General features: G+C 44.0%; 20 protein-coding genes. 11 read left to right on the top strand and 9 right to left on the bottom strand.

From position 1 onward, the window contains the following. Window positions 1–246: 246 nt before the first annotated feature. Window positions 247–876 carry a ribosome biogenesis GTP-binding protein YihA/YsxC gene (yihA, locus tag E0Z06_RS14565; protein ID WP_132586203.1) on the bottom strand — a complete coding sequence of 210 codons (630 nt, stop codon included), beginning with the start codon at window positions 874–876 and terminating at the stop codon, window positions 247–249. A 181-nt stretch (window positions 877–1,057) separates the two neighbouring features. Between yihA and E0Z06_RS14560 the strand changes: the two genes are divergently transcribed. From E0Z06_RS14560 to E0Z06_RS14545, 4 genes are all read left to right on the top strand, one after another. Continuing rightward, window positions 1,058–1,684, top strand: a complete 627-nt coding sequence (locus E0Z06_RS14560; RefSeq protein WP_132586200.1) for a c-type cytochrome — start codon at window positions 1,058–1,060, stop codon at window positions 1,682–1,684. A gap of 600 nt (window positions 1,685–2,284) precedes the next feature. Beyond that, entirely contained in the window at window positions 2,285–2,935 is a 651-nt protein-coding gene (locus E0Z06_RS14555) for a methyltransferase domain-containing protein (RefSeq protein WP_132586197.1), read from the top strand. 53 nt (window positions 2,936–2,988) lie between these two features. Continuing rightward, on the top strand, window positions 2,989–3,543 hold the full coding sequence (gene yihI / locus E0Z06_RS14550) for a Der GTPase-activating protein YihI (protein ID WP_132586194.1): 555 nt from the start codon (window positions 2,989–2,991) through the stop codon (window positions 3,541–3,543). Window positions 3,544–3,545: 2 nt separating this feature from the next. Beyond that, the gene (locus E0Z06_RS14545; RefSeq protein ID WP_132586191.1) at window positions 3,546–4,001 is read left to right on the top strand and encodes a DUF2489 domain-containing protein; all 456 of its coding nucleotides are present in this window, start codon (window positions 3,546–3,548) and stop codon (window positions 3,999–4,001) included. Between the two features lie 22 nt (window positions 4,002–4,023). Here the strand turns inward: E0Z06_RS14545 and E0Z06_RS14540 are convergent, their stop codons facing one another. Beyond that, window positions 4,024–5,307: an amidohydrolase family protein gene (locus tag E0Z06_RS14540; protein WP_132586188.1), complete on the bottom strand. Its 1,284-nt coding sequence runs from the start codon at window positions 5,305–5,307 to the stop codon at window positions 4,024–4,026. Window positions 5,308–5,414: 107 nt separating this feature from the next. Further along, the gene (locus tag E0Z06_RS14535) at window positions 5,415–5,981 is read right to left on the bottom strand and encodes a DUF1285 domain-containing protein (protein ID WP_132586185.1); all 567 of its coding nucleotides are present in this window, start codon (window positions 5,979–5,981) and stop codon (window positions 5,415–5,417) included. A 138-nt stretch (window positions 5,982–6,119) separates the two neighbouring features. Between E0Z06_RS14535 and E0Z06_RS14530 the strand changes: the two genes are divergently transcribed. Genes E0Z06_RS14530 through E0Z06_RS14520 form a run of 3 tightly spaced genes read left to right on the top strand, consistent with a single transcriptional unit; the run spans window position 6,120 to window position 10,116 of the window. Then, window positions 6,120–6,950, top strand: coding sequence for a mechanosensitive ion channel domain-containing protein (locus E0Z06_RS14530; protein WP_132586182.1), 831 nt, complete (start codon window positions 6,120–6,122; stop codon window positions 6,948–6,950). After that, on the top strand, window positions 6,947–7,693 hold the full coding sequence (locus tag E0Z06_RS14525; protein ID WP_132586179.1) for a DUF481 domain-containing protein: 747 nt from the start codon (window positions 6,947–6,949) through the stop codon (window positions 7,691–7,693). Before E0Z06_RS14530 ends, E0Z06_RS14525 begins: the two co-directional genes overlap by 4 nt. A gap of 41 nt (window positions 7,694–7,734) precedes the next feature. Further along, complete coding sequence (locus E0Z06_RS14520) at window positions 7,735–10,116, top strand: EAL domain-containing protein (RefSeq protein WP_243695522.1); 2,382 nt, start codon at window positions 7,735–7,737, stop codon at window positions 10,114–10,116. Between the two features lies 1 nt (window position 10,117). On the opposite strand, the gene E0Z06_RS14515 is transcribed toward E0Z06_RS14520, so the two are convergent. The 6 genes from E0Z06_RS14515 to hslR form a co-directional block, all read right to left on the bottom strand. Beyond that, window positions 10,118–13,099 (bottom strand): AAA family ATPase, encoded by a 2,982-nt coding sequence (locus tag E0Z06_RS14515; RefSeq protein ID WP_132586176.1) that lies wholly within the window; start codon window positions 13,097–13,099, stop codon window positions 10,118–10,120. Next, window positions 13,096–14,313 (bottom strand): exonuclease subunit SbcD, encoded by a 1,218-nt coding sequence (gene sbcD, locus E0Z06_RS14510; protein WP_132586173.1) that lies wholly within the window; start codon window positions 14,311–14,313, stop codon window positions 13,096–13,098. The genes E0Z06_RS14515 and sbcD overlap by 4 nt, the downstream gene beginning before the upstream one ends. A 110-nt stretch (window positions 14,314–14,423) precedes the next feature. Continuing rightward, complete coding sequence (locus E0Z06_RS14505) at window positions 14,424–14,963, bottom strand: BON domain-containing protein (RefSeq protein WP_132586170.1); 540 nt, start codon at window positions 14,961–14,963, stop codon at window positions 14,424–14,426. 292 nt (window positions 14,964–15,255) lie between these two features. Next, entirely contained in the window at window positions 15,256–15,432 is a 177-nt protein-coding gene (locus E0Z06_RS14500) for a DUF1328 family protein (RefSeq protein ID WP_132586167.1), read from the bottom strand. A 222-nt stretch (window positions 15,433–15,654) separates the two neighbouring features. Further along, window positions 15,655–16,503, bottom strand: coding sequence for an Hsp33 family molecular chaperone HslO (gene hslO / locus E0Z06_RS14495; RefSeq protein WP_132586164.1), 849 nt, complete (start codon window positions 16,501–16,503; stop codon window positions 15,655–15,657). Window positions 16,504–16,512: 9 nt separating this feature from the next. Beyond that, window positions 16,513–16,926, bottom strand: coding sequence for a ribosome-associated heat shock protein Hsp15 (hslR, locus tag E0Z06_RS14490; RefSeq protein WP_132586161.1), 414 nt, complete (start codon window positions 16,924–16,926; stop codon window positions 16,513–16,515). A 172-nt stretch (window positions 16,927–17,098) separates the two neighbouring features. Between hslR and gspC the strand changes: the two genes are divergently transcribed. Genes gspC through gspF form a run of 4 tightly spaced genes read left to right on the top strand, consistent with a single transcriptional unit; the run spans window position 17,099 to window position 22,934 of the window. Then, a complete protein-coding gene (gene gspC / locus E0Z06_RS14485; protein ID WP_132586158.1) occupies window positions 17,099–18,049 on the top strand; it encodes a type II secretion system protein GspC in 951 nt (316 codons plus the stop codon). A 27-nt stretch (window positions 18,050–18,076) separates the two neighbouring features. Beyond that, the gene (gspD, locus tag E0Z06_RS14480) at window positions 18,077–20,203 is read left to right on the top strand and encodes a type II secretion system secretin GspD (RefSeq protein WP_132586156.1); all 2,127 of its coding nucleotides are present in this window, start codon (window positions 18,077–18,079) and stop codon (window positions 20,201–20,203) included. Next, a complete protein-coding gene (gene gspE, locus E0Z06_RS14475; RefSeq protein ID WP_132586153.1) occupies window positions 20,203–21,711 on the top strand; it encodes a type II secretion system ATPase GspE in 1,509 nt (502 codons plus the stop codon). The genes gspD and gspE overlap by 1 nt, the downstream gene beginning before the upstream one ends. Further along, window positions 21,711–22,934, top strand: coding sequence for a type II secretion system inner membrane protein GspF (gene gspF, locus E0Z06_RS14470; RefSeq protein WP_132586150.1), 1,224 nt, complete (start codon window positions 21,711–21,713; stop codon window positions 22,932–22,934). Before gspE ends, gspF begins: the two co-directional genes overlap by 1 nt.

Genomic DNA, 22,934 nt, shown 5'->3' with positions numbered 1-22,934 from the left:
TGGGGGTTTTTTTTGCTTAAAATTACCGCACACGATTCGTGATTAGAAACCTCAGCACTGTCAGTTGATACACTAGTTGAAAACTAATAGTGCATTTAAATTTAGAGTAAATACTTTAAACGCTAAAAGAATGCTGTATACTAGACGCGTCTTAGATATAAGACACCCTGTTGATTTGAAATTATAGCTTCTCCCCCGTTTGCTATAACCGACACCTTCGAGTGTCGGTTTTTTTATGCCTTAACCTTAGGTTATGTCGAACGCGCTATCCTCTGCGCCGTACCATGTATCAAGCACCTGTTCTAATTCTTCTAAGCCTTGTTTATTTAGCGAGCTAAAAGTGTGAACAGTAACGTTACCCATAAAGGCCATAGCGGCTTCTCGTACTTCTGACAGCACTTTTTTTCGTGCACCAACGGCTAATTTATCCGATTTAGTTAAAAGAATCAGTACCTCTAACTCACTTTGCACCGCCCAGTGAATAAGATCTTGGTCTAAATCTTTTAATGGATGACGAATATCCATTAATACCACCAGCCCTTTCAAACTGCTGCGTTTCATTAGATACTCAGCCAACGACTTTTGCCATTTTTCTTTTACCGCTAAGGGTACTTTGGCAAAGCCATAGCCTGGTAAATCTATTAAACGACGCTCAGCATCTAAGCTGAATGTGTTAATCAGCTGAGTACGGCCCGGTGTTTTACTGGTGCGGGCTAAACTATTTTGCCGCGTTAATGTGTTTAATGCGCTAGACTTACCGGCGTTAGAACGGCCGGCAAATGCCACTTCGATGCCTTCATCAGCAGGAAGTGCTTTGATATCGGGTGCGCTAGTTAAAAAAGTAGCACGCTGATAATTGATTTTTGACTTGTACACAGCCTTCTCCGGCGAATAATTTGAGCACATTGTAACGGATCAATCAGATCGGCAGAAGCTTTTGCATGCGCTATGGGATTTTACTTTGAGCAGTTTCGTGTAAAATAGGCTTAAAAGTGACGGTTAATACACTTGGTTGCCAGTATGCTGGCAGTTTAATGCGGACAGAGACGGATAAAACATGAAAAAAATTCTATTTCCACTGACGCTGTTATTCGGACTTATCGGAACAGCTCAGGCGTTTGACGGTGATGCTGAAGCAGGTAAAGCGAAATCAGCAGTATGTGCAGCGTGCCACAATGCCGATGGTAATAGCTTAGTCGACATGTATCCTAAGCTAGCTGGCCAGCACGCACCTTATATATATAAGCAGCTGCAAGATTATAAAACCGGTATGGCTACTGGCGGTAAACAAGGCCGCAATAACGGCATTATGTTTGGTATGGTTGCCGCGTTGTCAGATCAGGACATGAAAGATTTAGCCGCATACTTTTCTTCACAGAAAATGGTTGCTGGTGCTACACCAGAAAATGTGATCGAACGTGGTGAGCAACTTTATCGTGGTGGCGACGAAAGTCGCGGTATTGCAGCCTGTATTGCCTGCCATGGCCCAAGAGGTTCTGGCTTAAGTTTAGGTGGCTTCCCGAAAATTTCATTTCAACATGCTAACTATGTTAAAACGACATTAACCGAATTTCGCTCTGGTGCCCGTGCTAACGACTTAAACGGTATGATGGGTGACATTGCGAAAAAGCTGACTGATGAAGATATTGAAGTGTTGTCACAATACTTAGGTGGCTTACACTAATTCGCTATTTTTAGTGGCGTTAATCTTAAAAAAGCCGGCGTTCATCGCCGGTTTTTGAATTTTAATGGGTATTTTTGTGCGATATATCTCACATCTGTTGTAAGTAAAAAGCGTAGTTTGACTTTAATTATGCTTATATTATATTTACTTCTCTTGGTAACGTATTGATTTTAAATGGTTAGATAAATACTCGCGTTAAAGTTATGGTTTTACCAGCAACGAAGCCTTGTTATACCGGTAAAATGAGGTAAATTAGCTAGCAGTTACACTTTGTAACGAATGAAAACAGGGAATGTCCGCAGGGAAGTGATAGTGCCAGTACGCAAGTACTTGGAGCCTTGTTTTCATCGCATCTGGAAGATGTGTGGCGTGAGTTAACGCACAAGGATGAATACTAAAGTATCAGGATGATCGCGAAAAATAAAATTATGCTAGCTAACTAGGAAGGCGATATAAAATCCGGAAGTGAACAGACAAGATGTCGAAGATTCACTAGGAAAAACAACAAGTGAGTGACGTGTTGATTTAACACAAATATGTACAAGGCGATAAGAGCAATCTTATCGCCTTTTTCTATTAAACAGCCTGGTTTATTGTGCAATGTTAAATAATCAATGCCCGCTATGTTGCGCCGAACAAATTCAGTTTTTTCATCAAGACAAACGACGAGCTTATTACCAGTGTTTGTGTTGTAAGTTAGTATTTGCCGACCGCTGCAGCCTATTATCACCACAACAAGAGCTCGCGCATTACCAGCAGCACCAAAATGCGTTAACTGATGTAGGTTATCGCCAGTTTTTACAGCGTATTGCAACTCCGTTGCTTAACCATTTGCCGCAACAAGGTTTGTTAGGTTTAGACTTTGGTTGTGGCCCCGGCCCTTTGTTGGCACAGATGCTAACTGAGCAGGGACACCAGATGGCAATATGGGATCCCTATTTTGCTAATGATGCGTCTGTTTTACAGCAAAGCTATGATTTTATTAGCTGCACTGAAGCAATAGAACATTTTGTAACCCCAGCTATTGAATGGGCGCTATGGTTAAAACTGTTAAAGCCAGATGCTACCCTAGCTATCATGACAAAGTGCTATACTAACGCCGCAGCATTTGCTGATTGGTATTACAAATTAGATCCGACTCACATTAGCTTTTTTTGTGAAGACACATTTGCTTACCTCGCTGCTAGAGACAATTTAGTACTAAATGTCGTCGCAAAAGATGTTGTTTTGCTACAGCGGCGAAAGCATTAGTGTTTCTAATGAAAACTGGTTAAAATGTGCGCCCTTTTTTACAGGTAAAAAACATGACTCGTCAGAAAAAAACTCGCTTGACCGGCCCTAATGGCCAACGGCATTTATCAACGATAGAGATCCGCAAAACTCGCGAGCCTCAAGAGCAGAGCAAGAAAAAAGGTGCGGGTTTAAAAGCTGGTAATCGCAACAATGTAGCTGCTATTGCAGCGGATGCTAATGGCGAGCCAGTAAAAAAAGATAAACGTATTGGCAGTAAAAAGCCAATAGTGCTAGTGCTGACCGAGGCGCCGGTAGCGGAAAAGCCGCAAGTGATACTGCAGCCTAAAGCCAGTTTAAGCAAAGTAAGACCAGTTGAGTTAACCGCTGAACAAGAGCTCGCCTTGATTGAAAATGATAGCTTCCTACATGAGTTGTTAGAGCGAGTTGAGAAAGACGAAGTGTTAACCGGAAAAGACGCTAAATATTTTAATGCTAAAACAGCGAGACTAGACCAGCTGTTACAGCAGTTAGGCTTAGTTGATGACGCTGATGAAGAAGAGATTGATCCGTTAGCCGCTTTTGAAAGTAAAGATTGGCGTAAAGATTTGATCGGCGACGAGGATTAATTTTGACTAGTAGCGTATTCGTAGCATTTGTTGTTGCGGCAGTATTGATTGTGGCTTTAGCGTTTTACGCCGGTAGCTTGCTGTGGCGCGTGCAGCAGCAGAGCAAGGCTGCGCAGCTAGAGTTAGCAGAAAAACGGCAGTATTTGCGTGACAGTATTATATTAATTTGTAAGGCGATGCTGGCCGAGCAGTGCGAGTTATCAGAAGGGGCGCTGCGAGTTTGGGTATTGTTAGATCACTTAGCGCCAGAGCATAAGCTTGATCCTATTGCTAGCTACCCGGGTTTGTATCAGATGTACCAAGTAGTTAAAGACATGCCAACCCACAAGGCGCGTAAAGCGCAGGACAAAGCACTAACGCAACAGCAAGACGTATTGCGGTTAAAAGCTGAACAAGATTTAAAACCGCTTATTTTAATTGATGCTGATACCTTATTAAAGCGCTTCCAGCCTGCTTAAACAAACCGGAAGCCAAGGATTATTATTGCCGGTAAATTTGACCGGCTTTCATTACAAAGTTTACTTTTCCCATTAGGCTAATATCTTTTAACGGATCGCCTTCTACCGCAACAATATCGGCTATTTTCCCTACTTTAATACTGCCAAGCTCGTCGGCAACACCCAGTAAGCGCGCACCTTCAATGGTTGCACTTTGAATAGCTTCTATCGCTGGCATGCCTGCTTCTGTCATATAGACAAACTCACGCCAGTTATTACCATGTTCATACACACCGGCATCAGTACCAAAGGCTATTTTTACCCCAGCTTTATAAGCTTCAGCAAAGGTTTGCTGAATTTTGCCACCAATAGTTGCTGCTTTAGGTTGCACCAGATCGGGGAAAAAACCTGGAATGCGTGATTTTTCTTCAGCCCATTTTCCAGCAATAATGGTTGGTACAAAGTAAGTACCCTGTTTGCGCATTAGTGCCATGGTGCTTTTATCCATGTAAGTGCCATGCTCTATTGAGTCGACTCCGGCTTTAATAGCGCGCTCCATACCCTCTTTACCATGGGCATGTACAGCTATCTTCATGCCATAATCTTTCGCTGTGCTAACAATGGCCGCGAGTTCTTCATCAGTAAACTGGGGGTTACTGCCGCTTTTAGCGACACTTAGCACACCGCCAGTAGCGGTAATTTTAATTAAATCTGAACCCTCTTTATAGCGTTGGCGTACCGCTTTTCGTGCTTCGTCGGCGCCATTTATTACACCATCTTTCGGGCCTGGATCGGCCATTAATGCCAAGGCTAAACCGTTGGTAGGGTCGGCATGCCCGCCGGTTGTTGCCAGCGATTTACCCGCAGCAAAAATACGCGGGCCGTTAATGTAGCCTTTTGCGATAGCTTTTTTTAGTGCCACACTAATACCGTGGTTATCACCTAACTCGCGCACTGTGGTAAAACCGGCCATCAGAGTTTTTTCGGCGTAAGTTGCACCGCGTAAAGCATAGTCGGCTTCATTCATTGAAAAGCCCTCGCTGTATGCTGTAGCGCTAAACTGCGAGTAGAAATGGGTGTGCATATCCATTAAACCCGGCATTACCGTGTGCTGGCGTAAATCAATTACCGTATCGTTAGCGCCTGGCTGACGATAACCGGCTTCCAGTGCAGTAATTTTGTCTTGGTCAACGACTATAGTTTGCTCAGTTAATACCGTTTTATTTTCGGCAGTAATTACTTTTCCGGCGTGAATAAGTGTTGCTGCATGTGGCTGGGCACAAATACAGACAGTAGCTAAAAGAAGCGCTATTGGCGTTTTTTTCATTTTGGTTATGGCCTTATATGTTTAACGATTTAATCAGTGTTAACACAGTAGAAAAAATCAACAATGCGCTTTAGACAGAATGCTGTTTTTTAATGACCAATATGGGTTTAGGTTATGGCAAAAGTAAATGGATAAGCGGCGCTTTTTAATTGATAGTGTTGCTGGTGGTTGCAGTAAACCGCATTGGTTTGCTCTGCTAGTTGGTAGTAAACATTGCGGCTTAACTTGGCATCTAACCCTCGCCATAGTTGTAAGTAGGGCAGCAGCTGTTGTTGTGGGTCGGCCTTTAGTACTAACGGATATTGTGGGCTTACTAGCACTTGTTGCTGCAAATTTGTCGTTAAATTTAATGCTGGGCCTGCAGCTGTTTCTAACCACGCCCAATCGACGATTAAAAACGGCGCATCAGCAACCGTTATGCGCATTTTCTCTACCGGCGTTTGCAAGAAATATTCATTATTCTGTCGTAACAATACTGATGCAAATAAGGTGACTAATGCCGGACGCTGAATTTTGCTGTGTTGATAATACCAATCGCCCTCAGCGTTTATATGTATCGGTATATCACCACAAAACGGCGGGTTCCAGCTTTCCACTGGTGGCAGATCGGTCTGTTGTAGCTGTCGCTGCAGCATTTGTAGATTAGAAGCAGAGGTCGTAGTTAGTGTTTTCATAACGATAAAGACTAGCAAACATAAGCTAATGGCGAAAGAAAAACTGGTGAGTTTAGCCTGTTTTAGCGGCTATAACGCAGTGTAATATGGTATTATTTACCCCGATTTATTATCGCAATGGGTTATAGGAGCAAATTTATGGAAAAAATTACTCAGTTATTTCATGAAAATAACGAGCTATTACTAGGCTATTTATTACAGCTAGTGCTTGCGATAGTTATTTTTTATATCGGCCGGATGGTAGCAAAAGGTGTAAGTAGGCTGATGGAAAAAGCACTATTAGCACGGGCAGTAGATAAAGCTGTAGTGTCGTTTGTTACCGGTATTGTTTACGCCATCATATTAATTGCTACCGCGCTAATGGCCTTGTCGCAGGTAGGCGTGCAAACTACGTCGTTTATCGCTATTTTAGGCGCGGCAGGTTTAGCGGTTGGTTTGGCGTTACAAGGCTCATTATCAAATTTTGCCTCAGGTATTTTAATTATTTTATTTCGGCCGTTTAAATCGGGCGATTTCATTGACGCTGGAGGTATTGCCGGTACCGTTGATAAAATTGAGATTTTTCAAACGATAATGAAAACCCCTGACAATAAATTAGTTATTGTGCCTAACGCGCAAATTACTAGCCGTGCTATTACTAATTACTCTGCTGAGGCGACGCGCCGGGTAGATTTAACCATTAGTATTGGTTACGACGCCGATTTACGTTTAGCGAAAAAACTTTTAGAAGATATTGTTACCAGTGATAGCCGTGTTTTACCTACACCCGCACCCGTTATTAAGGTTGGCGCGCTAGCCGATGCCACCGTTAATATTTTGGTGCGACCTTGGGTTAATTCAGCAGATTATTGGGGCGTGTACTGGGATACTTTAGAGAAAATAAAGCTAACCTTTGATGATAACGGTATTCGTATGCCATTTCCGCAAATGGGTGTACATATTAAGCAAGATAAGCAGGAGCAAGTATGAAGCGTTTTTCAATTCTGGCATTAGCCATCGCAGCTAGCTCGCAGGTGCAAGCTAACGACACTGTCGCAACTGGCAAAGTATGGACTACCTCGGCTGAATTAGGTGCTATTGCAACATCAGGTAACACGGTTGGTACATCAGTAACCGGTAAAATAGATGCCAAGCAAGAGCTGCAGCAATGGAGTAATCAGTATATTTTCAGCGCTTTTTTCAAAGAAGATGAAAAAACCGATGCCAATGGCGACAAAATTACTGAAAAATCAGCAGAAAAGTATTTAGTATCAGCTAAAGCTGCTTATAAGCTAGATGAAGAGTTTGATAAGTTGTTTGTATATGGCTCTTACACTGATGACAAGTTTGGTGCCTATACTAAATACACTACACTCGCTGTCGGTTACGGTACGCGCATTTATAATACTGAAGACAAGTCACTGGACGTAGAAATTGGTCCGGGCTATTTCACCGGCAAACGTTCAGCGGGTGAAACGGAAAAAGGCCTTATTGCTCGTGGTGCCGCGGTGTTCAATTGGACCATTAGTGAGTCAGCCAGTTTTGCGCAAACGTTAAGCGTGGAGTACGGTGATGATAACACCCGTACTATCGCAGAAAGTGCAGTGTTAGCGAAAATTAATGGTTCGCTACAAATGAAAGCGGCATTTTTAGTGCAAAATGATACAGATGTGCCGGTAGCTAAAAAGAGCACAGATACACAAACATCGCTTACCTTAGTCTATTCGTTCTAACAATAAAAAGGCCTGCATAATGCAGGCCTTTTTATTTAAATATGTTGTTATTGAATAATTTAGGTTGGCCAAGTGAAAAATTAAGCTATGCTAAGGCATCACTTTGCCAATTATATTGTTACAATAAATTAATGATGATAAAGCAGAAAATTAAACTACGCTGCCTGTTACAGCGCCCTTGGATAGGCGGTGTACTGTATTTGTTGTTTGGTTTACTGTGGATCACAACTAGTGATCAACTATTAAGCTGGTTAGTAACTGACACCGCGCTACTAACTAGGTATCAAAGCTATAAAGGCTATTTCTATGTTGGGCTAACCGCTTGGTTGGCTTGGTATCTGCTAAAGCAAAAGCAATATTTTGCGCATTCTTTAGATAAATCAGAACGTATTTTTGTGGAAACATTTTCGCATGCGGCTGTTGGTATTGCGCACCTTTCGTTAGATGGTCGGTTTTTACGTGTTAACAAAATGCTGTGTCAGATGTTGGGTTATAGCGAAGCAGAGCTAACGCAGCTAAGTTTTGCGCAAATAACTTTTCCTGCCGATCTTGCCGATAACCTGCCGATGATCCAAAAATTAAAAAGTGGTGAAATTAATCATTACGAAATAGAAAAACGTTATGTGCGCAAAGACCAAAGCATTCTCTGGGCGCGATTATCTGTTGCGATGATTAAATCATCGGTAACTAGCTATTTCGTTGCAGTTATTCATGACATTAGCGCACAAAAGCAGGTATTGCAGCAGCTAGAGCAAAGTGAGCTTAGATTTAGAACCTTATTAGATAATACGCCACAAATTGCGGTGCAAGGTTATCATGCCGATGGCTCAACCTTTTATTGGAACAAGGCCAGTGAGCTTACTTACGGGTATAGTAAAGAAGAAGCCTTAGGCAGTAATTTACTCGATCTTATTATTCCCTCTTATATGCAGCAGCATGTAGCTGATGCCATGTTAGAAATGGCGACTAGCGGAATTGCCGTGCCATCAGAAGAATTAGTACTACGGCGTAAAGATGGGTCGTTAGTACCGGTTTTTTCCGGCCATGCGGTAGTTAAATTACCGGGGTTGGAGCCTCAGGTTTTTTGTATCGATGTCGATCTTACTGAAAGTAAAAAGCAGGCAGCAGCGCTAGCGTTTTTATCTGATTTTGATGCTGTCACACAACTGCCTAACCGCCAGCATTTTAGCCAGCGTGTTACTGAAGCAATCGCCAGCACAAAGCAACAAGGTGGGCAGTGCGCAGTGCTGCTAATGGACTTAGATAACTTTAAAGATATTAATGATAGTTTTGGCCACAGCGCCGGCGATCAGCTATTAATGCAAGTAAGCCAGCGGTTGCAGCGGTGTTGCACAACACAACATGTGCTGGCGCGTCTAGGTGGCGACGAGTTTGGTGTTTTAGTGCAATTTGTTCAGTCGGTAAACGACGTTACTGAGTTTGCTGAGCTGTTAATGCAGCAATTACAACAACCTTGCCACTTAGCGAATGGTAACGAAGTGATTACTGCACTGTCAGTCGGTATTGCGTTATACCCAAGCCATGCCAATAGTGCTGAAGACTTAATTCGCGCAGCAGACGCGGCGATGTATAAAGTGAAAAGTGAAGGCCGAAACCATATAGCCTTGTATAGCGATGAGCTAACCGCACAAGCTAAGCAGCGAGTATTGCTAGAAACGCGACTGCGTAATGCGCTAAAACAGGACAAGTTGCAGTGCTATTATCAACCACAAATTGATATTGCTAGCGGAAAAATAATGGGTGCGGAAGTATTGCTGCGTTGGCACGATGCTGAGCTTGGCCATATTCCACCTAGTGTGTTTATACCTTTAGCTGAGTCTTGTGGCCTAATTCATCATGTTGGCAGCTGGGTATTGCAGCAAAGTTGTCGGCAGTTAAAAACTTGGCTAGATCAAGGCATCGCGCCATTTAGTTTGGCAATAAACGTTTCTGCGCATCAGTTTAATAAAGATCAGCTACTTGGCCTGCTAGAGCAAGTGCTAATAGATACCGCCGTGCCCGCTCATTTAATAGAGCTAGAAGTAACCGAAAGCGCGCTAATGATTAATGAAGAGCGGGTGATTGCCATTATGCAGCAGATTAAAGCGATGGGCATTAGGCTGGCGATAGATGATTTTGGTACGGGTTACTCGTCATTGTCCTATCTAAAACGTTTACCGCTGGATGCACTGAAAATAGACCGACGCTTTATAGAACATATTCCGCAGGCCCATGACGATAAACAAATTACCAGTGCCATTATTGCGCTGGCGCATAATATGAATTTAAAAGTGCTGGCCGAAGGTGTCGAAACTGCAGAGCAGTTAGCGTTTTTGACCCAGCAAGGGTGTGATTACTATCAGGGTTATTACTTTAGCAAACCCATACCCGCTAACGAGTTTGTTGCGTTGCTTCAGCGCTAACTTAGCTGCTTATTTTAATTTGGCTATAGCCTAGGCCTTGCTGTTTTTCGACCTTTATTTGCACACTAATGCGCTGTTTTAGTGCGTCAACGTGGCTAATAATACCGATCATTTTACCGGTTGCATTAAGGTTATCTAACGCACTTAGTGCACTGTCTAGGGTATCCGCATCTAGGGTGCCAAAGCCTTCATCGAGAAATAGCGAATCAATACGGGTTTTACTGCTAACTAAATCTGATAGTGCCAGCGCTAACGCTAAGCTAACTAAAAAACTTTCGCCGCCCGATAAGGTTTTGGTATCACGTGCACTATCAGCTTGCCAAGTATCTAACACTACTAGCTCTAATTCGGCCGTTGCATGGCGCGCCAGCTGATAACGATTGTGCAAAATAGCCAGTTGTCGGTTGGCTAAAACGATAAGCTGTTTTAGGGTTAAGCTTTGAGCAAAGCGGCGGTATCGTGCGCCATCAGCAGAGCCAATTAAGCTATTGAGACGCTGCCACTGTTCGTACTGTATTTGTTGCTGGGCAATATTTTGCAATAACTGCTGCTGGCTGTTCCGCCGCGCGGTATCGCTTTCTAACTGTTGTTGTAGTTGACCTTGTTCTGCACTGAGCTGCTGGATCAGTGTGTCGTGCTGTTGCACACTATGGTTAAGTTCATCTAACGACAAGCTGCTTAATTGCTGCTCGGCGAGTTGCTGATAACGCTGTTGCCAGTCACTAAACGAGCGTTTAGCCGCAATCTCAGCTTGTTGCAAGCGCTGCTGCAGTTGTTGTAGTGCCTGTAATTCGTCGGGATTTAATAACGCATTTTTAAATGCGGTTTCATCACTAAATACGCTGTTAGCCAAAGCTTGTTGCCAATGTTGTGTGGCAAGCATTGCTGCGGCGTCTAGTTGCTGCTGTTGTTGCTGCAACATTTGCAGTTGGCCTTGGCCCTGCTGTATTTGCTGCTGTAAGCGTTGTAATTCGGTATTAAGGCGAGAAAACTCCGCCCGGGTTTGCGTTGCCGGCTCGGCCTGCTGCATGGCTTGCCACTGCTGGTGCCAACTTTGCTGCAACTGCGCCAGCTCGTTATGTTGTTCTTGTAAGCGCGGTAACTGTTGTAGCAATAATTGCTGTTGGTGCTGATTTTGTACCTGCTGCTGTTCTAGTTGCTGTTGCTGCTCTTTATATAGCTGTAACTGCATTTGCCATTGTTCGAGTTGCGTCAGCGTTTGCGATGTGCACAGGCTTTCGTCTGCTAATGCTGTTAACGCGATATCAATGTCAGATACCTTGTCCTGCTGTAACTGTTGTTGAATGGTATCGTTAAGCTCGGCTAATTGTTGCTGTTGCTGTGTTAGTTGTTGTTGTAACTGCTGTTGTTCTGCTTCTAGCGCGGCTTGTTTTTTACTTAAGGTTTCACCGTCTTGTTGGGTAAGTTGCAGCTCGGCTTCTTTGCTTTGCAGCTGCTGTTCTGCGGCTAAACTATTTACCTGATTATAGTGCTCAATAGCCGGGTGTTCGGTTGCACCGCACAGCGGGCATGGCTGCTCTGGTTGTAAACGCGAGCGGTGTTCGGACAGCTGCATGATCAGCAGCTGCTGCTGTAACAGTTGCTTTTTATCGGCAATGTGCTCTTGCAGCATTTTATAGCGTTGGCGCAGGGTCAGCAGTTGCTTAGCTAAAGGCGCAAGCGCTAATTCGGTTTGCTGCAGCTGCTGCTGTAAATGGGTTTGATTAAGTAGCCAGCGTTGTTGTTGCAGCAACTGCTGTTTAAGTTGTTGTAGCCGATGTTGTTTGTCCCGCTGTTGCTGCTGCTGTTGGCGTAACTGGTTTAGATTGATGTCTTCTAAGTTTGCCGAAAGTTGCTGCATCAGCGGCTGCAGTGCCTGGCGTTGCTCGGTTAACGTTTGATGTTGCTGTGTTAGCTGTTGTTGCTGTTGGTGTAATTGTTGTATTTTCGCTGCAGAGTGTTGCTGTTGTTGGCTAAGGCTTTGTGCGCCGTGCCATAACACACTAGCTTGTTGCTGCGCTGCAACATGCAGTTGTTGTTTCAGCGCAACTTGCTGTTGTTGGCTTTGTTGTTGTTGGCCAATAGCCTGTTGTAATGCACTGTATAGCGGCGCCAGTTGGCTGGCAGGCTGCCAGGCTGATAATCGCGCCAGTTCAGTTTGTTGTGCACTAATAGCATTAACTGCCCGTGCCACTTCTTGTTCTGTTTGTTTTAGCTCTTGTTGCGCCTTATCTAGTTGTTGGCGCCAGTTTTGTGTGTGTCGCTGCTTAACTAATATCTGTTGCTGTGCGGTTAAGTCGAGCTTTTTTGCTACCAAAGCGGCGTTTAACTGCTGTTGTTGTTCTTCGCTTAATAACTCTACTGCGCCAGCTCTAGCTTGAAGTAGTTCCAGCTGGTTTTTCTGCTCACGACAATCAATAAACACTTGCTCAGAAATACGACCGTAGATATCGGTACCCGTTAGCTCTTCTAGTAGCTCGGCTCGCTCGTTGGCGTCAGCATTTAAAAATGCAGCAAAGCCGCCTTGTGCAAGTAGCATTGACTTAGTAAAACGACCAAAGTCTAAGCCGGTAATGTCGGCGACTAGGCGTAATTTATCGCTAGTTTTTTCAGCCAGTATAGTGCCATCTAGTTTTGCCAGTTCAGTTTTAGCCGCTTGCAAGTTGCCATCACTTTGCCCACGGGCCTTGCGTTGGCTCCAAAATGCCCGATAACCCACACCTGCAACTTCAAACTCGACCTCGGCTAGGCATTCGCTGGTATTACGTGTCATTAACTCATTGCTGGTTGGTGACGTTTTTAGCCGAGGTGTTTGATGATAGAGCGCTAGGCAAATAGCGTCTAAAATTGTGGTTTTTCCGGCGCCGGTTGGGCCCGTAATGGCGAAAATGTTAGTTTGATTAAACGGTGGCTGGCGAAAATCAATAAGCCATTCACCGCGTAATGAATTTAGGTTTTGCAGCCGTACGGATAAAATTTTCATGGTGTTTCCTGCACTTTTGCCAGTACCTGAGTATGTAAATTCGTCAGTTGCTGCTGTTGCTGATCAGTAAGGCTTTCGCTGCTTAGGCGGGCTTGCCATACTTGGCTTGGCGTTAGTTCGGCTAAGCTGGTTTGGGCCGCGTCAATTAAGCCACCAAGTTGTTCATTACGTTGGCGGCGTAAACGTAATAGTTCAACGGGCAAACCCTCTAGCTCGGCTTCTACTCTTTGCTGCAAATCAGTTAAGTAGGCGTCAGTTTCTGTGATCACTAACTCTAGCCACAGTACTTTATTTTTCTCAAGTGAGTTAAGTGCTTGCTGCACGTTGGGTTTGATGCTATCAAGCGTGGTTTTAATACTAATTAAAGGCTGAAAACAAGGTATGGCTAAACTCGATACAGTTTTGTTATTACTGCTAAATTCAATTAACCAGGCTTGTTTTTGCTGATTAGCCTCGTCAAAACTAAGCGCAATTGGCGAGCCACTATAGCGAATATCAGTATTGGCTTTGATCTGCTGACTTTGATGAATATGGCCCAGGGCAATATAGTCTGCGGGTGGAAATGCATCTGCGGGGAAAGCTTCAAGCGAGCCAATATAAATATCTCGTACTGATTCAGACTGCGTTACGCCCAAGGTGGTTAGATGGCCGGTCATAACTATAGGCAGCTGTAGCTGATGTTGGCTGTTATAGCGCTGGGCTAAAGCGAATAGTTGTTGATAATGCTGTGCTATAGCCTGCTGTAAGCTACTCTGTTTTTCTGTTGCGCTTTGCCCTGCTTGGCTTTGCAGTAAATCACGGGCACGTAAAAAAGGTACGGCACACAATAAGGCTGCCGGTTGCTGTTGCTTATTATGTAGTACCAGTAATTGCTGATTAAGTTCTGAGCTGCTGCTGGCAAATACGTGGGTATTTAGGTGTTGTAGCAGGGTTCTACTTTCATTTAGTACCGCACTGGCATCGTGGTTGCCACCTAAGATAATGAGTTGGCACTGACAGCTTTGTAATTCGACAATAAATTGATTATATAGCGCGCGAGCGTAACTAGGCGGGGTTGCGGTATCAAAAATATCACCGGCAACAATAATCACATCAATATTCTCTGCTTTTACCTGTGTAACTAACCAATGTAAAAAAGCGTGATGTTCGTCAGCCCTGCTGCGACCAATAAAATGCTGGCCTAGATGCCAGTCAGAGGTATGTAAAATACGCATAAAGAAAATTAGCCGCTAAAAATAATGGCAAAAGCATACCGGATAGTGTGACAGACAGCAAAAAGCCGATCTGGCTTAAACACAGATCGGCTATTAAAACGTAACCGCTATTATTTGATAACGTCTAACTTATTCACCACGCGGCTAACGTCGTGCGTATTCTTAGCAATAGCGACCGCTAAATCACGCTCAGCGTCAGAGTCTACTTCGCCCTTAAGCGTTACTACGCCATCTTTAGCATCAACGTCAATTGACGTGCCGCTTACTTCAGACTCAAATAATAAGCGTGTTTTAACTACAGTCGCTATTTTTGCGTCTTTAAAAGCGCTACCGTTGCTATCTTTATCTGCTGCGTTAGCATTCATAACGGTGAGTTTATTGTCTACACGGCTAACGCCATCTAAATTCTCAATCAGTTCTTCAGCTAAAGCTTTATCTACTTTACTTTCTACTGAACCGGTAAGCGTTACTACGCCATCTTTAACATCAGTATTAATTTTAAACGAATTTAAGTTGCCATTTAACAACAGAGTGGTTTCCGCTTTGCCATCAATCCATGCATCTTTGGTTGTGTCTTTCCAATCATTGGCTGCTACTGCGGTAGTTGTTAATGCTAGGGTAACCATCATTGCTAAAGTTGTATGTTTCATGGTGTTGCTCCTATTTTATATGACGTTTTAGCTAATGCCAGTTTAGTGCCAATATGTAAGTTATTGTTTAATATCTAATTATTTATATTTGTTCATTTTTTGTTAATTTTGGCTTGTAGTTTTTTCTTAATGATCGGTAAAACTTTCCGTATAAGTAAAAGTGGCTGATAACGCGCTGGTGGTTTTGCAACTAAGTGCCTAAATAGCAAAAAACCACCGAGCACTATTTCAAGTATTCGGTGGTTTTTAGTAATAACAGCTACAGCCTATAAGTTAAGCTGCGCTATTGATATTAAAGCCTAGGTGCTTTACCTCTTAATGCATTCATTAGTAGTGAAACCACTAATAAAATAATAAAGATAAAGAAGATTATTTTAGCGATACCAGCCGCCGCTCCGGCGATACCACCAAAACCTAATACCCCAGCGATAAGTGCAACAATTAAGAATGTTAATGCCCAGCTCAACATAGTTTGCTCCTTGGTGCGTTTAAGCACAAATGTATAAATGACAAAGTAATAACTGCCAGATGTATGCCAAAGATAAAGTTGTAGTAAGGCTATGATTTTGTTTTGTTTATTTCTTTGCGTTGTTATTTTTAAAAAAGCAGTGCGCTAAAGATAAGAAAAAGTTACCGGTATGCCGGTAACTGTTTCATAGCTAGACGAGAGGTAATTAAGTGCAAGTAAGGCTTAAAGCTGCTGCAGTAGCGTTGATAAATCGTCGGTATCAAAGTGATAGATTTTATTACAATATTCACAGCTAATGTCGAGCTTACCTTCTAAAATGTGCTCGTTAATTACCTCTGCACCTAAACTAATTATTGCTGAGCTACACTTTTCTTTGCTGCAACCACAAACAAAGCTAACGGGTTGGGCTGGAAACAACTCAACTTCTTCTTGATGAAATAACCGATATAACAGCTGCTCTACATCGAGGTTGAACATTTCATCGTGTGTTAGAGTGTTACTTAACATCACTAAATCATCAAAGTCTGTTTTAGCTTTTTGCTGGTCTACTGGTAATACTTGCAACATAAAGCCGGCGGCACGACAGTGCTGTGCTTGTATATCGGTATATAGGTATAACCGTGTAGGCAATTGCTCTGATTGAGCAAAATAGGCCTCTAACGTGCTGGCTAGGCTATCGCCGCTAAGCGGAATAATGCCTTGATAGCGCTCACCTTGCTTGGGCGTAATAGTTACTACCATATAGCCTTCGCCAATTAACTGGCGAAAACTATCACCAGTTATATCGGCCTGCATGCGAACGACACCGCGAAACTGCTGCTGTTCGGTGCCGTTTACGGCGGCAAAACGCACCGGCCCATCGCCTTGAACCTGCACGGCTATATCGCCTTCAAACTTAAGCGTTGCCGTAAGTAAGCTGGTTGCGGCCACTAGCTCTGCTAATAACTGCTTTACCGGCATCGGATATTCATGGCTAAGTAACATTTGGTCTAGGCTAGTTGATAGCTGGACAAGCTCGCCGCGTACGTTTCTGTTTTGAAATATAAATCGAAATAAATTATCTGAATTCATGCTGCTCTCTTACTGCTGCGATTTTAACAAAAGTAGCTTACGGCGCTCCTTTTTGTCTGGTTTAGTATCCGGGTGTGGGGCAAACAGGCTGTTAGTTTTTCTTAACTCTGCCCGTTTTTCCCGCTGCGCTAGGCTGTCGGCCGTTTCTTCGTACAGTGCTTGCGCTAAAGGCGCGGCTAAACGTTTCTCTGACAAGCCTAACACAAGAACAATTTTTTCATCTGTACCCTGCGTTAGCCGAACCGTTGCACCAAGCTCCACGGTTTTACTAGCTTTGCAGCGTTGGCCATTATAATGTACTTTACCGCCTTCTATCATCTGTTTTGCCAGACCGCGGGTTTTATAGAACCGACATGCCCACAGCCACTTATCTAAACGTAGGGCGATATTTTCAGGCTGGGTTAAGGCTGGTATTGATGGCATAAATTATAGCTGCAATTGTCGAACTAAAAGCGACATTATAGTGCCAAAAGCGGGGAAATAGCGGCTTTATTGAAAATAAATGTGGTTAATACCTTGTAAATTTCAGTGCTGAGCTTGTTGCTTGAGCGACAACTGGGTAAGATAATTTTCTCTTTAAAAGTAGAAGTGTGTAATGAATCAGTTAGTAGACACGCAACAGTTAATTAAACAATTACAAAAAATACCGTTAAATTGGCTGCAAGGCGCATTTAACCTAATTTTAGTCGTTGTATTAGCGTGGTTTTTAGCAAAACTAAGCTGGCAATTATTGCCTGCAGGCTCGGCGTCTAATGTTGTATTGGAAAACGTTGCTGCGGTAACTGTCAGCTCATCCAGCAGTGTTAATTTAGCCGCATTAACGCAATTCTCGTTATTTGGTAAAGCCTCAGTTGAGCCAATAAAAGAGACTGCGCCTGTAGTAACCGAAGCACCGAAAACCCAATTAAATGTTAAATTAACCGGCTTGGTTGCGGTAGGATCCGACCCTAATCAGGGTAGCGCTATCATTGAAAGTCGCGGGACAGAAGCAACCTATGCAGTGAATGATAAGATAGAAGGCACTAACGCGGTTTTAAAACAGGTATTGTCAGACCGGGTGCTACTACAACAAGCTGGTCGCTATGAAACACTGATGCTAGATGGCTTTGAATATACCCAAATTGCTCAAGCTAATGCTGGGTTAGGACGTTCTGATGAGCAGCACACCGAAACTGCAACAACCGGCATGGCACCAACGGTTGACCCGATGGAAATGGAACCACTGCAGCTTGCGCAGCCACTTGATTTGCGCCGAGATGAACTAGTTGCTGAGCCGATGAAATTTTTTGACTACATTCGAGTAACGCCACATCGGCCTAATGGCCAACTGCTAGGTTATCGCTTAACGCCGGGTAAAGATCCTACTTTATTTACTCAGCTTGGCTTGCAACCAGGTGATCTGGCGATAGAAATAAATGGTATTGCATTAAATGATATGCAGCAGGCAATGAACGCGATTAATGAATTACGCGAAGCTAAAGAAGCTGCAATAAAAATAGAGCGCGATGGTGAGATCAGAGATATTCTGGTGAGCCTGTCACAATAATTATTAAAACTAATTGGTTATACATTAATGAAATCAGGGCAATTTTCTTTTCTCTCTCGCCGCTCACTGGCTAGTATGCTAGTTGCAGCTGCGCTAACTACTGCTATTCCAAGTGTTTCTGTTGCCGCTCAAGAAGAGGTAATGTACTCGCCGAACTTTAAAGGTACTGATATTAATGAATTTATTAATATTGTTGGCATGAACCTGAAAAGAACCATTATTGTTGACCCACAAGTGCGCGGCCGTATTAATGTGCGCAGCTACGAAATGCTTAACGAACAGCAGTATTATCAGTTTTTTCTTAACGTACTTGAAGTGTATAGCTTTGCCGTAGTTGAGATGGATAACGGCGTATTAAAAGTAGTACGTAACAAGGATGCCAAAACCAGTAATATTCCAGTAGTTACTGATGAAGCGCCAGGCCAAGGCGATGAAATGGTTACTCGCGTAGTGCAGGTGCGTAACGTGTCGGTGCGCGAACTAGCACCCTTGTTGCGTCAGTTTAGTAATCAGGCCGGTGGTGGCCATGTGGTGAACTACGACCCATCGAACGTGATTATGATGACCGGCCCAGCGGCGGTGGTAAATCGGTTAGTTGATATTATTCAACGGGTAGATAAAGCCGGTGATCAGGAGCTGGAAATTGTAAAGCTGCAATATGCATCAGCACCAGAAATTGTGCGTATTTTAGAAAGCATTTATAAAAGCCAGGGGCGAGGTGAGCAGCCAGACTTTTTAGTGCCCAGAATTGTGGCCGATGATCGCACTAATAGCGTTATCGTTAGCGGCGAACTGCAAGCACGGCAGCGTGTTATAGAATTAGCTAAACGCTTAGACTCAGAGTTACAAACTAGCGGTAATACCCGAGTGTTTTATTTAAAATACGCTAAAGCTGAAGAGCTAGTGCCCGTATTGAAAGGCGTAAGTGATTCAATAGTCGCGGAAGTGCAAGGCGGCGTTGCCGCAGCGGCGGCTGGCGCGCAAGGCGGGCGTGGTGCAGTTGCTAGCCAAGGTCGCTCTACCAGCATTGAATTTCATGCCGACAGTAATTCACTAGTGATTACAGCACAGCCGGATATGATGCGCTCATTAGAAGATGTATTACGTCAGCTAGATATTCGTCGTGCTCAAGTGTTAGTTGAAGCCATTATTGTGGAAGTATTTGAAGGCGACGGCACCGATTTAGGTGTGCAGTGGTTAAATAAAAACGGCGGTGGTACTAATTTTAATAACGGCAACACAATTCCCATTATTGGTGTGGCCGCGGGAGCCGCTCAGGCATCGCAAGTCACACGAGGCACCCGCACTGAAGTTGTGGCGCCAGATGGCACAAAAACCGTGTCTGAAGTGCCTGATTCAAACCGCGATTATTCAATTTTATCGAATGTATTAAGCGGGCTAAATGGCGCTATGTTAGGGTTTTATAAAGGTGATTGGGCTGCCGTGTTACAAGCGGTGCGCACCAGTACCAACTCTAACGTACTGGCCACGCCGCACATTACTACGATGGATAACCAAGAAGCCTTCTTCCTTGTTGGTCAAGAAGTGCCGGTTATTACTGGCTCGACAACCGGTGCCAATAACACTAATCCATTTCAGCAAGTTGACCGCAAAGAAGTGGGTATTCGCCTAAAAGTAACACCGCAAATTAACGAAGGTGATGCGGTGCAGCTAACTATAGAGCAAGAAGTATCTAGCATTGGCGGCGCAACAGCGGTTGATATTACAATTAACAAGCGTGAAATTAAAACCACCGTTATGGCAGATGATGGTGCCACGGTAGTTCTTGGTGGCTTAATTGACGAAGATGTGCAGGAAAGTGAGTCTAAAGTGCCTATTTTGGGCGATATTCCTATTTTGGGTCATCTGTTTAAATCGACTAGCGTATCAAAGAAAAAACGCAATTTAATGGTATTTATTAAAGCCACTATTGTGCGTGAAGGTTCAGCCATTTCGGGTATTTCAAAAACTAAGTACAACTACATTCGTGCCGAGCAGCTAAAACGGCAAGAAGAGGGTATTCGTTTAATGCCATTGACCGATCAGGTGGTATTGCCCAAGTGGGATGACTCGTTAACCTTGCCGCCGACCTTTGACGACTATATGAATAAAGAGCAACAGCCAACAACTGAAATGCAAGGAAATCAGGACTAATGGACGCGCTGGATGCAGAACAGGTTAAACCCGCCAGCAGCCGTATTCGCTTGCCTTTTGGTTTTGCTAAACGCCACGGCGTATTGCTGCAGCAACAGAGCCAAGGCTGGCAGCTGTATATTCATGCGGCAACGGCACCGGCAGCCGTACTAGAGGTGCGACGTATGCTGGCTGAACCATTTCAAATTCAGCGGTTATCGGCAGTTGAATTTGAAGCCTTGCTTGAAGCCAGTTATCAGCGTGATTCGTCTGAAGCGCAGCAGCTAATGGAAGATATTGGCAACGAAGTAAATTTAGCCTCGTTAGCTGACGATATTCAAGAAAGTGAAGACTTGCTAGAAAACGAAGATGACGCGCCAATTATCAAGTTAATTAATGCCATGCTAGGTGAGGCGATTAAGCTAGGTGCATCTGATATACACGTTGAAACCTTTGAAAAAGCCTTAGTCGTGCGGTTCCGGGTTGACGGTATATTGCGCGAAGTACTGCGGCCCAACCGTCGCTTATCTAGCTTATTAGTGTCACGTATTAAAGTAATGGCTAAACTCGATATTGCCGAAAAACGTGTGCCGCAAGATGGTCGTATTAGTTTGCGCATTGCTGGTCGTGCGGTAGACGTGCGGGTATCTACCATGCCATCAAGCCATGGCGAACGGGTCGTAATGCGGTTACTGGATAAAAACAACTCACACTTAAATTTAGCCGATTTAGGTATGACCTTGTCAGTGCAGCAGGCGTTTTCGCAGCTAATTTTAAAACCACACGGCATTATATTAGTAACCGGGCCAACCGGATCGGGTAAAAGCACCACGCTTTATGCCGGTTTAACCGACATAAACACTAAAGATCGTAATATTCTTACGGTAGAAGATCCTATTGAATACGAGCTTGAAGGTATTGGTCAAACTCAGGTAAACACCAAAGTAAATATGACCTTTGCCCGCGGCTTGCGAGCCATTTTGCGCCAAGACCCTGACGTAGTAATGGTAGGTGAAATACGCGATTTAGAAACGGCACAAATTGCCGTGCAGGCCAGCTTAACCGGCCACTTAGTGTTATCTACTTTACACACCAATACCGCAGCTGGCGCTATTACACGCTTAGAAGATATGGGTGTAGAAGCGTTTTTGCTGTCATCTAGTTTACTCGGTGTGCTGGCGCAGCGTTTAGTGCGTACGTTATGCAAGCATTGTAAAGCCGAACATAAACCAGATAGCGAAGAGTGTAACTTGCTGGGCATTAGCGCACAGCCAAACGTACTAATTTATCGTGCTAAAGGTTGCGAACATTGTAATTTTAGCGGCTATCGTGGCCGTACTGGTATTCATGAATTACTAATGGTCGATGAGCATATTCGTGAGCTTATTCATAATGGTAAAGGCGAGCAAGCAATCGAAAAGTATGTGCGCAAGCACAGCCCAAGTATTCGTGCCGATGGTTTTAGCAAGGTACTTAAAGGCGAAACTACGCTAGAAGAAGTGCTACGTGTTACCCGTGAGGATGTGTAGTGGCGGCATTTGAATATCAGGCGTTAGATGCTAAAGGCAAAACTAATAAGGGCGTATTGGAAGCTGATAATGCTCGCCACGCTAGGTCGTTACTACGCGAGCAAAAACTAACACCGGTTAGTGTTACGCTGGCTTCGCAGCAAGAAAAATTATTAGCATCGGGTAAGCAATGGTTTAAACGCAACATTTCTGCGTCAGAATTAGCACTTATTACACGGCAAATTGCTACCTTAGTTGAAGCCGCTTTGCCGATAGAAAGCGCACTATTAGCTGTAGCCGAGCAGTGTGATAAACCGCGGTTAACCAATATGATGATGACCGTACGCTCAAAAGTGGTGGAAGGCTATAGCTTAGCTGAAGGCTTAGCCGAATTCCCGCATGTATTTGACCATTTGTTTCGTTCGATGGTCGCCGCCGGTGAAAAGTCTGGCCATTTAGACCAAGTATTAAACCGTTTGGCCGACTATACCGAGCAGCGCCAACATATGCGCAGAGAAATTCTACAAGCCTTACTGTACCCCATTATTTTGACCTGTTTTGCCGTATTGGTTATTTCTATTTTATTAGCCGCGGTGGTGCCAAAAATTGTTGGCCAATTTGAACACATGGGCCAAACCTTGCCCGGTTCAACACTATTTTTAATTGCCGCCAGCGACTTTTTGCGCGCCTATGGCGTGTTTGTGCTGCTGGCTGCCATTGTTGGCGTGGTGTTATTTAAGCGCGCGCTACGTAAGCCCGCTTTTCGTTTTCATTGGGACGCCTTGTTACTGCGCAGCAGTATTATTGGCAAGGTAACTAAGGGGCTAAATACCGCTCGCTTTGCCCGTACGCTGAGTATACTTAATGCGTCTGCCGTACCGTTGCTTGAAGCTATGCGTATTAGCGCTGACGTATTAGGTAATACCTATATGAAGCAGGCGGTTACCGATGCCACGGCTCGGGTACGCGAGGGTACATCGTTACGTAATGCCCTAGAGCAAACTAAATTGTTTCCGCCAATGATGTTACATATGATCGCCAGTGGCGAAAAAAGCGGGCAGTTAGATGCCATGTTAGAGCGTGCAGCGAACACCCAAGATCGAGAGTTTGAAACCTTAGCAACAGTATCATTAAAAGTGTTTGAGCCAGTATTGGTCGCCGTAATGGCCGGTATGGTGTTATTTATTGTCATGGCAATTTTGCAGCCCATTTTAGCGTTAAACAATATGGTAGGTGGTGGTTAG

This window comes from Rheinheimera sp. D18, from assembly GCF_004345025.1.
In the GTDB taxonomy this organism is placed as follows: domain Bacteria; phylum Pseudomonadota; class Gammaproteobacteria; order Enterobacterales; family Alteromonadaceae; genus Alishewanella; species Alishewanella metallidurans.
This window is presented reverse-complemented; position numbering and strand designations above follow the sequence as displayed.

Bases quoted from the DNA above. Each gene is read 5' to 3' on its own strand.
- E0Z06_RS14520 (WP_243695522.1), top strand. From the start codon at position 7,735: ATGTTGTTATTGAATAATTTAGGTTGGCCAAGTGAAAAATTAAGCTAT.
- gspD (WP_132586156.1), top strand. From the start codon at position 18,077: ATGAAATCAGGGCAATTTTCTTTTCTCTCTCGCCGCTCACTGGCTAGT.
- E0Z06_RS14530 (WP_132586182.1), top strand. From the start codon at position 6,120: ATGGAAAAAATTACTCAGTTATTTCATGAAAATAACGAGCTATTACTA.
- gspE (WP_132586153.1), top strand. From the start codon at position 20,203: ATGGACGCGCTGGATGCAGAACAGGTTAAACCCGCCAGCAGCCGTATT.
- sbcD (WP_132586173.1), bottom strand. From the start codon at position 14,313: ATGCGTATTTTACATACCTCTGACTGGCATCTAGGCCAGCATTTTATT.
- E0Z06_RS14535 (WP_132586185.1), bottom strand. From the start codon at position 5,981: ATGAAAACACTAACTACGACCTCTGCTTCTAATCTACAAATGCTGCAG.
- E0Z06_RS14540 (WP_132586188.1), bottom strand. From the start codon at position 5,307: ATGAAAAAAACGCCAATAGCGCTTCTTTTAGCTACTGTCTGTATTTGT.
- E0Z06_RS14505 (WP_132586170.1), bottom strand. From the start codon at position 14,963: ATGAAACATACAACTTTAGCAATGATGGTTACCCTAGCATTAACAACT.
- gspC (WP_132586158.1), top strand. From the start codon at position 17,099: ATGAATCAGTTAGTAGACACGCAACAGTTAATTAAACAATTACAAAAA.
- hslO (WP_132586164.1), bottom strand. From the start codon at position 16,503: ATGAATTCAGATAATTTATTTCGATTTATATTTCAAAACAGAAACGTA.
- E0Z06_RS14500 (WP_132586167.1), bottom strand. From the start codon at position 15,432: ATGTTGAGCTGGGCATTAACATTCTTAATTGTTGCACTTATCGCTGGG.
- E0Z06_RS14555 (WP_132586197.1), top strand. From the start codon at position 2,285: ATGTTAAATAATCAATGCCCGCTATGTTGCGCCGAACAAATTCAGTTT.
- yihI (WP_132586194.1), top strand. From the start codon at position 2,989: ATGACTCGTCAGAAAAAAACTCGCTTGACCGGCCCTAATGGCCAACGG.
- E0Z06_RS14515 (WP_132586176.1), bottom strand. From the start codon at position 13,099: ATGAAAATTTTATCCGTACGGCTGCAAAACCTAAATTCATTACGCGGT.
- E0Z06_RS14525 (WP_132586179.1), top strand. From the start codon at position 6,947: ATGAAGCGTTTTTCAATTCTGGCATTAGCCATCGCAGCTAGCTCGCAG.
- hslR (WP_132586161.1), bottom strand. From the start codon at position 16,926: ATGCCATCAATACCAGCCTTAACCCAGCCTGAAAATATCGCCCTACGT.
- E0Z06_RS14560 (WP_132586200.1), top strand. From the start codon at position 1,058: ATGAAAAAAATTCTATTTCCACTGACGCTGTTATTCGGACTTATCGGA.